The 9,205-nt window shown below is 69.6% G+C and carries 8 protein-coding genes; 3 read left to right on the plus strand and 5 right to left on the minus strand.

The window, feature by feature from the left end:
• The 4 genes from pheT to rpmI form a co-directional block, all read right to left on the minus strand.
• A partial coding sequence (gene pheT, locus L2I40_RS12875; protein WP_237215361.1) for a phenylalanine--tRNA ligase subunit beta occupies positions 1-1,519 on the minus strand: 1,519 nt, incomplete at its 3' end.
• Position 1,520: 1 nt separating this feature from the next.
• Positions 1,521-2,606, minus strand: a complete 1,086-nt coding sequence (pheS, locus tag L2I40_RS12880; RefSeq protein WP_237215362.1) for a phenylalanine--tRNA ligase subunit alpha — start codon at positions 2,604-2,606, stop codon at positions 1,521-1,523.
• Between the two features lie 79 nt (positions 2,607-2,685).
• Entirely contained in the window at positions 2,686-3,051 is a 366-nt protein-coding gene (gene rplT, locus L2I40_RS12885; RefSeq protein WP_237215363.1) for a 50S ribosomal protein L20, read from the minus strand.
• A gap of 17 nt (positions 3,052-3,068) precedes the next feature.
• A complete protein-coding gene (gene rpmI, locus L2I40_RS12890; protein ID WP_237215364.1) occupies positions 3,069-3,275 on the minus strand; it encodes a 50S ribosomal protein L35 in 207 nt (68 codons plus the stop codon).
• Positions 3,276-3,802: 527 nt separating this feature from the next.
• Between rpmI and L2I40_RS12895 the strand changes: the two genes are divergently transcribed.
• Positions 3,803-6,121: an Ig-like domain-containing protein gene (locus L2I40_RS12895; RefSeq protein ID WP_237215367.1), complete on the plus strand. Its 2,319-nt coding sequence runs from the start codon at positions 3,803-3,805 to the stop codon at positions 6,119-6,121.
• Between the two features lie 118 nt (positions 6,122-6,239).
• Here L2I40_RS12895 and L2I40_RS12900 read toward each other — a convergent pair whose 3' ends face one another.
• Complete coding sequence (locus L2I40_RS12900; RefSeq protein ID WP_237215365.1) at positions 6,240-7,208, minus strand: ATP-grasp domain-containing protein; 969 nt, start codon at positions 7,206-7,208, stop codon at positions 6,240-6,242.
• 201 nt (positions 7,209-7,409) lie between these two features.
• On the opposite strand from L2I40_RS12900, the gene dapF reads away from it, so the two are divergent.
• Both dapF and L2I40_RS12910 read left to right on the plus strand, forming a co-directional pair.
• A complete protein-coding gene (gene dapF, locus L2I40_RS12905; RefSeq protein ID WP_456305742.1) occupies positions 7,410-8,237 on the plus strand; it encodes a diaminopimelate epimerase in 828 nt (275 codons plus the stop codon).
• Positions 8,234-9,205: MiaB/RimO family radical SAM methylthiotransferase (locus L2I40_RS12910; protein ID WP_237215366.1), on the plus strand; the 972-nt coding region annotated here is incomplete at its 3' end. The genes dapF and L2I40_RS12910, both read left to right, overlap by 4 nt.

Raw genomic sequence — 9,205 nt, forward strand, 5'->3', positions numbered from 1 at the left:
GCAGCGAGACGGGCGGCACGGCATCGAGCCCGCCGAGCCGCAGCACCTCCTCCACCAGGTCGCATTCCGGCTCCACCGCCGCGCAGCCTTCGGCGGCCTGGCGCGCGCGGTCGGCCGGCAGCGCCGGATCCTGGTCCAGCGCGCCATGGCCCGCGATGTCGTTGCGCCAGGGCGGCACCGCGACGGTGATGCGCTCCGCCTCGCGCGCGACGGTGCAGAGGCCGAGCGCCGTCAGGCGCCGCTCCGCTTCCCCGGCCGGCAGGTCGAGCCCGCCGAGACCCGCGATCCGCTCGAAGCGGAGCGTCGCGCTGCGCGCCCAGCCGGGCTCCGCGCCGGCCGCCGAGACCTCGGACGCCTCGCCACCGCACAGCTCGATGATCATCCGCGTCGCGGCATCCAGCGCCTTCGGCAGCAGGGCAGGGTCGATGCCGCGCTCGAAACGGCTCCGCGCATCGCTGCGCACGTCGTGGCGACGGCCCGACAGCGCGATGCGCACGGGATCGAACAGCGCGCATTCGATGAAGCACTCGGTCGTTGTCTCGTCGCAGCCGGAATGCTCGCCGCCCACCACGCCGCCCAGCGCCTCGACGCCGTTGGCGTCGGCGATCACGCCGTCCTCGTCGGTCAGCGCATAGGTCTTGCCGTTCAGCGCGACCAGCTCCTCGCCGGGACGGGCCATGCGCATGGAAAGCGTCGGGCCTGCGACCTTGGCCACGTCAAAGACATGCAGCGGGCGGCCATAGGCGAAGGTGAAGAAGTTGGTGACGTCCACCAGCGCGTTGATCGGGCGCAGCCCGATCGCGACGAGCCGGTCCTGCAGCCATTTCGGGCTCGGCCCGTTCCTCACGCCGCGCACGGCGCGGCCGAGCACCCAGGTGCAGGCGCGCTTGTCGTCGATCCGCCACTGCAGCGGCGAGGGATAGGCGCCCGCGACGGGCTGCACCTCCCAGGGCTTCAGCGTGCCGAGCCCGGCGGCGGCAAGGTCGCGGGCGATGCCGCGCACGCTCAGCGCATCGCCGCGGTTCGGCGTGACCTTGATCTCGATCACCGGATCGTCGAGCCCGGCCCAGGTAACGTAGGTCTCGCCGACCGGCGCGTCCTCCGGCAGGTCCACGATGCCGGTGTGGTCGTCGCCGAGCCCCATCTCGCGCATCGACAGCATCATCGCTTCCGACTTCACGCCACGGATTTCGCCGAGCTTCAGCGTGATTCCGGTGCCCGGGATGAAGGCGCCGGGCAGGGCGAGCACGCCCTTCATGCCGGTGCGCGCATTGGGCGCGCCGCAGACGACCGACAGCTCGCGCCCGTCGCCGGCATCGACGCGCAGCGCGCGCAGCCGATCGGCATTCGGGTGCTGCACCGCCTCGATCACGCGCGCGATGCGGAAGCTGCCGAGCTCGGCGGCCGGGTTGTGCACACCCTCCACCTCGATGCCGATGGCGGAGAGCGTGGTGGTGATGCGCTCGAGCGACGCGTCAGTGTCGAGATGCTCGCGCAGCCAGGAGAGGGTGAACTTCATCTCACACGCCCTCGTGCAGCGACGCCGGCGCCAGCGGGTCCGCCGCGTAGTGACGGAGCCATCTCAGGTCGCATTCGTAGAAGGGCCGCAGATCCGGCATGCCGTGCTTCAGCATGGTGATCCGCTCGATCCCCATGCCGAAGGCGAAGCCCTGCCACTCGCGCGGATCGAGGCCGCAATTGGCCAGCACCTTCGGATGCACCATCCCGCTGCCCAGGATCTCCAGCCAGTCCCCGCCGCCACCCAGCTCGCCGGTCTTCCGGTTCCAACCGATGTCGACCTCCATCGAGGGCTCGGTGAAGGGGAAGTAGGAGGAACGGAAGCGCACCGGCAGGTCGCTGATGCCGAAGAAGGCGCGCAGGAAGTCGATCAGGCAGCCCTTGAGGTGGCCGAGCGTGATGCCGCGATCGATCACCAGCCCTTCCACTTGGTGGAACATCGGGCTGTGCGTCGCGTCGTGATCCGCGCGATAGGTGCGGCCGGGCGCGATGATGCGGATCGGCGGTTCCTCGCCCAGCATGGTGCGGATCTGCAGCGGGGAGGTCTGCGTGCGCAGCACCGTGCGGTGCCCGTTGGGCATCGTGCCGGGCAGGTAGAAGGTATCGTGATCCTGTCGCGCCGGATGGTGGTCCGGGATGTTGAGCGCGCCGAAATTGTGCCAGTCGCTCTCGATGTCCGGGCCCTCCACCACGCGGAAGCCCATCGCGCCGAAGATCGCCGTCAGCTCCTCGATGGTGCGGCTGATCGGATGGATGCCGCCATCGGCCGCGGTGCCGGCTGCGTAGGGGCGCGGGGGGAGGGAGACGTCGACGCGCTCGGCCTTCAGCCGCGCCTCGAGCTCCGCCTGCTCCAGCGCCGTCCGTCGCATCTCGAGCAGCGCCTCGATCTCGGCCTTCAGCCGGTTGAGCGCGGCGCCGCGTTCCTTGCGCTGCTCGGGGGCGACGGCGCCGAGCCCCTTGAGCAGCCCGCTCAGGCTGCCCGACTTGCCGAGCACCCCGACGCGCACCGCATCCAGCGTGCGCAGGTCGGCAGCCGCGGCCAGCGCCGCTTCGGTCTCGGCGCGGAGTGTCGCCAGGTCGTCTGACATCGTCGGCTCCGGATACGCAAAGGGCCGCCCCCGCAGGGGACGGCCCTCTTGGTCTCGAAAAACCGATCCCGTGACGGGATCAGGCCTGCGCGGGGAGGGCGCCCTTCGCCGTCTCGACGATGGCGGCGAACGACGCCGCGTCGTCGAAGGCGATCTCGGCCAGGACCTTGCGGTCCATCTCGACGCCGGCCGCCTTCAGGCCCGCGATGAAGCGGCTGTAGGTCAGGCCGTGCTCGCGCACCGCGGCATTGATCCGCTGGATCCACAGGCCGCGGAACTCGCGCTTCTTCGTGCGGCGGTCGCGGTAGGCGTATTGCAGCGCCTTCTCGACCCGCTCCAGCGCGGGGCGGTAGGCGGTGGAGGACCGGCCCACATAGCCCTTGGCGAGCTTCAGGACCTTCTTGTGACGGGCGTGCTTGGTAACGCCCCGCTTGACGCGTGCCATGTCTCAGCGCCTCCCGCTCAGCGATCCAGCCCGTAGGGCAGCCACTGCTTCACCGTGTCACCGTCCTGCTTCTCGAGCACGAAGGTGCCGCGGTTGTGGCGCTTCATCTGGGGCGACTTGCTGGCCAGCATGTGGCGCTTGAAGCCATGCCCGGCCTTGACCTTGCCGGTGGCGGTGAGTCGGAAGCGCTTCTTCACGCTCGACTTCGTCTTCATCTTGGACATTTGGCCCTCCTTGCGGGGTCATGCCCCCCACCTTGCGCCCCGGCGGAACCGGGGGCCGCACCATGCGGCGGGGGGGCTGGGCCGGCCGGGCATGTCCATGGGGCCACGGCGCGGGGAGCGGGGCGTATAGGGCGGCGAGGGAGTGCTGGCAAGCGTCGTGGAGCGGCAGACGCCACGCCTCCGACGTCTGACCGGCGGACACGCCGCCCGCGCGCCAGCACCCGTCCCGTGCCGCGAACGTGATGAAACCGGCGCGAGAGAGCTTGAAAAGGTGCGGCGCTCTGTGTGCGTGCAAGGCGAAAGATATCGCTGCGTTTGCATAAAGGTCACTAGGATTTCTGGGCGGAAATATCAGAACCAATGGGTTGGGGCAGAATGTTCCGACCTGATCGTTAAAGTATCTCCCGCGGTTACTTCGCTTCTAAAAGACCTGTGCAGCTTGGCGCGCACATTGAGGGCGCCCCGCTGCTTGGACCGGCAGCGTCGCCCGCGTCCGAGCGGGCCACGCAGGGAAGGGAGTGAGCGCCATGCACGAATGCCCGCGGCAGATCAGCTTCACCATTCCCGGATTGATCGGCGTCCAGGTGACCATCACGGAGGAGGAGACGGGCCCGGGGCAGCCGACCGGCAGATTGATGTTCGTCATCGATGTGCTGGACACGACGAGCCTGACGGGGGACCTGCGCGGCTTCTTCCTTCACTACGACGAGGCCGCGCTGAGCAGCTTGCAGGTGAGCGGGGACACCACCCTGACCGGCAGTGCGATCAAGGCGAACGAGGTCATCGACCTCGGCAACGGCGACAACATGCAGGGCGCCACGTCACCCTTCGACATCGGTACTTCCTTCGGGACGGAGGGCATCGGAAAGGGTGACGACCTCTCGGGGCCCGTCACCTTCTATCTTTCGTCCACGACCGGCGCCCTGTTGAACCTCGATGACCTGGCGCATCTCGAGGTCGGCGCCCGCGTGACCAGCATCGGCGCGCCCGGCGCGAAGCAGCGACGGGATTCGGAGAAGATCGTCACCTATGCTCCCGCGGCTCCGGACGCGGTGAACGACTTCGCCACGACGCATGAGGATACATCCGTCACGATCGACGTACTGAACAACGACAAGAGCCCGGACGGACGGCCGCTCACCATCGACAGCAATCTCGTCGTTGCCCCGCAGCACGGCACGGTCACCGTGGCGGCCGACGGCAAGAGCCTGACCTACACCCCGAGCAAGGACTATGCGGGGCTGAACCTCGTATCCAACAGCATCGACGACAGCTTCGTGTACTGCGTGCACGACGGGAACGGCGGGCAGGACCATGCGACCGTGGACCTGCACATCATCCCCGTGGCCGACGCGCCGAGCTTCGACGTCCAGGTGCTGGCCGCGCAGGCCGGGGATCCGGTCAACCAGGTGCGGCTGCACGTGACGGCTTCCGCCTCCGATATCGACGGGTCGGAGTTCATCGACCGGATTGTCATCGGTGGCGTCCCCGGCAACGTGACGAAGACCGTCACGGGTACGCTCGATCCCGCAGGGCAGCCGGACAAGGTCGAAGCCTACGTCACCCTGACGCTGCCGACGGATGTCAGCAGCAAGTTCAACCTCGATGTCACCGCCTATTCCGAGGAGAAGGGCAACGGAGATCCCGACACGGCCTCGGCCACCGCATCGAAGCTGATCGAGCTGGAAGTCAAGGACACCTCGCGCATCGTCAACTTCGCATCGCTCGACCAGAGCATCTGGGGAACGGGTGGCGGCGCGCCGCTGGACAAGGAGCAGTTCATCGGCATCGACGAGCGCTTCGATCCGAGCGTGGACTTCTTCGTTCCGAATCCGGTGTTCCCTTACGTTCCGCCCGTCATTCCCGTCACCGTCGAAGTGGACACCACCATCAAGTTCGGGCTCCAGGCGAAGGTGCATCTCCAGGCCGGCGACATCGACGTCACCCTACCCTTGGACGTCAGCGTCCGCACGCTCTACAACAAGACGACCGACGTGCTGCAGATCCTGCCGGCGGACGTGAAGATCGCAAGCGGCGCGAGCTTCCAAACGACGGGACCGGAAGGCTCGTTCTCGCTCGACGCCATCGCCAAGTTCAGCTTCCGTGGCAGCATCAGCTCGGACCTCGACTTCACCGGTCTGACCGACCTTGACCTGACCCTGCCGTCCTTCGACGAGTCGGAGAATCTCTTCACCTTCGACAGCGCGAGCGTAGGTCCATACGAATTCCCGCAGCCGCCTTTTGCCGGCATCTCGATCATCATCGACTGGCCCCACATCTCGACCAGCAGCGGCACGCCGTCCGGCAACGCCCTGTCGTCCGAGAATGCCAGCAACAACTTCCTGACGCTGAATCTCGACGTTGATCAGCTCGCCGCGTACGTCTTCCCGCTCTTCGCGCCGATCGAGGCGGTGATCGACCCCGATCCCGTCAGCAACGATAACTTCGAGCTGCTCGACGTCGACCTCACTGGCGGGCTGAACTTCATCCAAGCCTTCCAGCTCCTGGCCGCGGGCCTCCTCGGCACGCTGAAGCTCGAGAACGGCAGCGAGCAAACCTTCAACTTCGCGGAGGGCCGCAGCTTCCTGAACGCGTCGAGCCTCGATGTCGACGGTGACCAGCTCATGGAGTTCGCCTTCGGGCTGACGCCCGATGTCAAGCTCACCAACACCACGAAGCTGGGCTTCAATGTCGGCGCCCATCTCGCGCTGCTGAAGGAGATCCCGATCATCGACGACAGCCTGGTCGACAGGACCTTCACCTTGCCGCTTGCCGATCTCGACCTCTTCCAGAGCCAGTTCGCCGTGCAGGGCTTCAACAGCCAGGAGTATCTTTTCGCGGCGTGACGCCCGGGTGCGTCGGTCGCCAAGGGGAGGGGCCGGAGCCGGCCCCCCCCCGCGCCGGCCTGCAGGCGGGCGCCGGGGGAGAGGCGCTGCCCGCGGAGGCGGCGCCCTTCCCGTGGCGTCAGGCTGCCTTCGCCACCCGCTGGCCCAGCAGCGCGTGCAGATGCGCAGCCACCGCGCCCATGCCGGTCCTGGCGCCCTCGCGCCCGGCCCGCCGCTCGGCCTCGGCATTGTAGTTGGTGTTGGTGTTGACGTCGTAGGCGAAGGTCCGGCCCTCGCGGTCGGTGATAAACTCGATCGCGCCCACACCGATGCCGTTCGCCGTCAGGAAGGCCTCCATCCGGTGGATCAGCGGGTGGGAGAAGCCCTCGACGATCCGGAACTTCTCCCCCGGCGCGACGGCCGGGCAGGCCGCGCCCTCGCCGATCTGGCAGGCATCCGCGGGGCAGAGCTCGAAGCCCTCCGAGGTGTCCACCCGCACCGCATAGAGGAACCGGCCGCCGATGAACTCCGCCCGGGTGATGAAGGGCTCCGGCGCCGCGACGTAGCGCTGCACCAGCCAGACCCCGTCGCGCGGCTGCGCATGCGGGTCGGGGTCGGCGGCGAGGGCGTCCAGCGCCTGCGCCAGCCCGGCCGCGCTGTGCACCAGCCGCACGCCGAGCCCCTTGCCGGCCCGGTTGTGCTTCAGGATGAGCGGGTAGCCGAGCCGCGCCGCGGCCTCCGGGATGTGCTGCGTGCCGACCACCGCGATGGTCTCCGGCGTCGGGATGCGGTGCAGGGCCAGCGCCTGGTACTGCGCGACCTTGGAGAGTTCGAGCTGCAGCGCCCGGCGGCCGTTCACCACGGTGCGCCCGTGCCGCTCCAGCCATTCGATCACCGCGCCCGCGTATTCCGGCGCATGGGTGTGGCCGCGGGTGTGCGAGGAGGCGCTCATCCGGTTGTAGAACACGCCCTCGGGCGGCGGGCGCGTCAGGTCGAGGATCCCGGTGTCGAGGAACCACTCCTCGAAGGGGGCGCCGGTCGCCTCGAAGGCGGAGCGCAGCGGCACCACCCAGGCGTCGTTCTCGTGCAGCACATGGATGCGGGACATGGCGGGGTCCTGGACCGGATTTGGAAGGTCCATCTATGTGGGGTGGCTCGCGGGCGCAATCGGAAGAAAAATGTTCTGAATTGCGCGCATAATGCGAGGATTTCGCGCTCTGCCGCCGTCAGCTCGGGCATGCGTGCCCTCCGGGCTGACCTGCCGGCTGCGCGGGTTCCGGCGCCACCCCGCGCCCTCTATATCCGCACCATCATGGTCGCCTTCCGGAAGATGCACGGCCTCGGCAACGACTTCGTCGTGCTGGATGCGCGCGCCCGCGACCTGCCCGTCACGCCGGCCCTCGCCGCCGCCGTCTCCGACCGGCATGTCGGCGTCGGCTGCGACCAGTTCATCGTCATGGAGCCGCCACCGCCCGGCGCCGACGTCTTCATGCGCATCCGCAACCCCGACGGCTCCGAGGCCGGGGCCTGCGGCAACGCCACCCGCTGCATCGCGAGCCTGGTCGCCGACGAGCTCGGCCGTGACCGCGTCGTGGTCCGCACCATCGCCGGCGACCTGCCCGTCGAGCGTCTCCCCGGCGATCTCTGGCGCGCCGACATGGGACCCGCGCGGCTCGGCTGGCGCGACGTGCCGCTCGCGCGGGAGATGGATACGCTGCACCTGCCGATCTCGCTCGGCCCGGTCGCCGACCCCGCCGCCTGCTCGATGGGCAACCCGCACGCGACCTTCTTCGTGCAGGACCTCGACGCGATCCCCGTCGCGGAGATCGGCCCGCTTCTGGAGCGCCACGCGCTGTTCCCCGACCGCGCCAACATCGGCTTCGCCCAGGTGCTGTCGCCCGAGCGCATCCGGCTGGTGATGTGGGAGCGCGGCGCGGGCATCACGCTCGCCTGCGGCTCCGGTGCCTGCGCCACCATCGTCAACGCCGCGCGCCGCGGCCTGACGGGCCGCCGCGCCACGGTCGAGCTGCCGGGCGGACCGCTCGAGATGGAATGGCGCGACGACGGCCATGTCCTGATGACCGGCCCCGTCGCCACCGCCTTCACCGGCGAGCTGGACCTGTCGCGCTTCGGATGACGCCGGAGGTCCTCACCTTCGGCTGCCGGCTCAACGCGCAGGAGTCGGACGCGATGCGCGCGCTGGCGCTCGCCGCGCAGCCCGACGCCATCATCGTCAACACCTGCGCGGTGACGGCGGAGGCCGAGGCGCAGGCGCGCCAGGCGATCCGCAAGGCATCGCGGGAACATCCGGGCCGCCCGATCCTCGTCACCGGCTGCGCCGCGGAGATCGCGCCCGCCGCCTGGGCGGCGCTGCCGGGCGTCGCGCGCGTCATCCCGAACACCCGCAAACTCGATCCCGCGCAGTGGGGCGTCGCGACGCGGCCAGCCGCGCCGCAGCCGCGCGCCCGCGCGCTGGTCCCGGTGCAGACCGGCTGCGACCACCGCTGCACCTTCTGCATCATCCCCTATGGCCGCGGCCCCTCGCGCAGCACGCCGGCCGGCGCCGTCGTCGCGGAGGTCCGCGCGCTCGTCGAAGCCGGCGCGCGCGAAGTCGTGCTGACCGGCGTGGACATCGCGAGCTGGGGCGCCGACCTGCCCGGCCGCCCGACGCTCGGCGCGCTCGCGCGACGCGTACTGACGCTGGTGCCCGATCTGCCGCGCCTGCGGCTCTCGTCACTCGATCCCGCCGGCATGGACGACGATCTCTGGCGGCTGGTGGCGGAGGAGCCGCGCTTCATGCCGCATCTGCACCTGTCGCTGCAGCACGGCGCGGAGCTCATCCTGAAGCGCATGAAGCGCCGCCACTCGCGGGCGGATGCCATCGCGCTCTGCCGCCGCGCGCGTGCGCTGCGCCCCGACATCGCCTTCGGCGCCGACCTCATCGCCGGCTTCCCGACCGAGACCGAGGCGCATGTCGCCGAGATGCTGGAGATGATCGAGGAGGCCGGGCTCAGCTTCCTGCACGTCTTCCCCTATTCCGAACGCGCCGGCACGCCGGCCGCCCGCATGCCGCAGCTGCCCGTGCCGCTGCGGCGGGAGCGCGCG

Origin of the sequence: Falsiroseomonas oryziterrae, from assembly GCF_021864505.1 — a bacterium.
Taxonomy (GTDB): domain Bacteria; phylum Pseudomonadota; class Alphaproteobacteria; order Acetobacterales; family Acetobacteraceae; genus Falsiroseomonas; species Falsiroseomonas oryziterrae.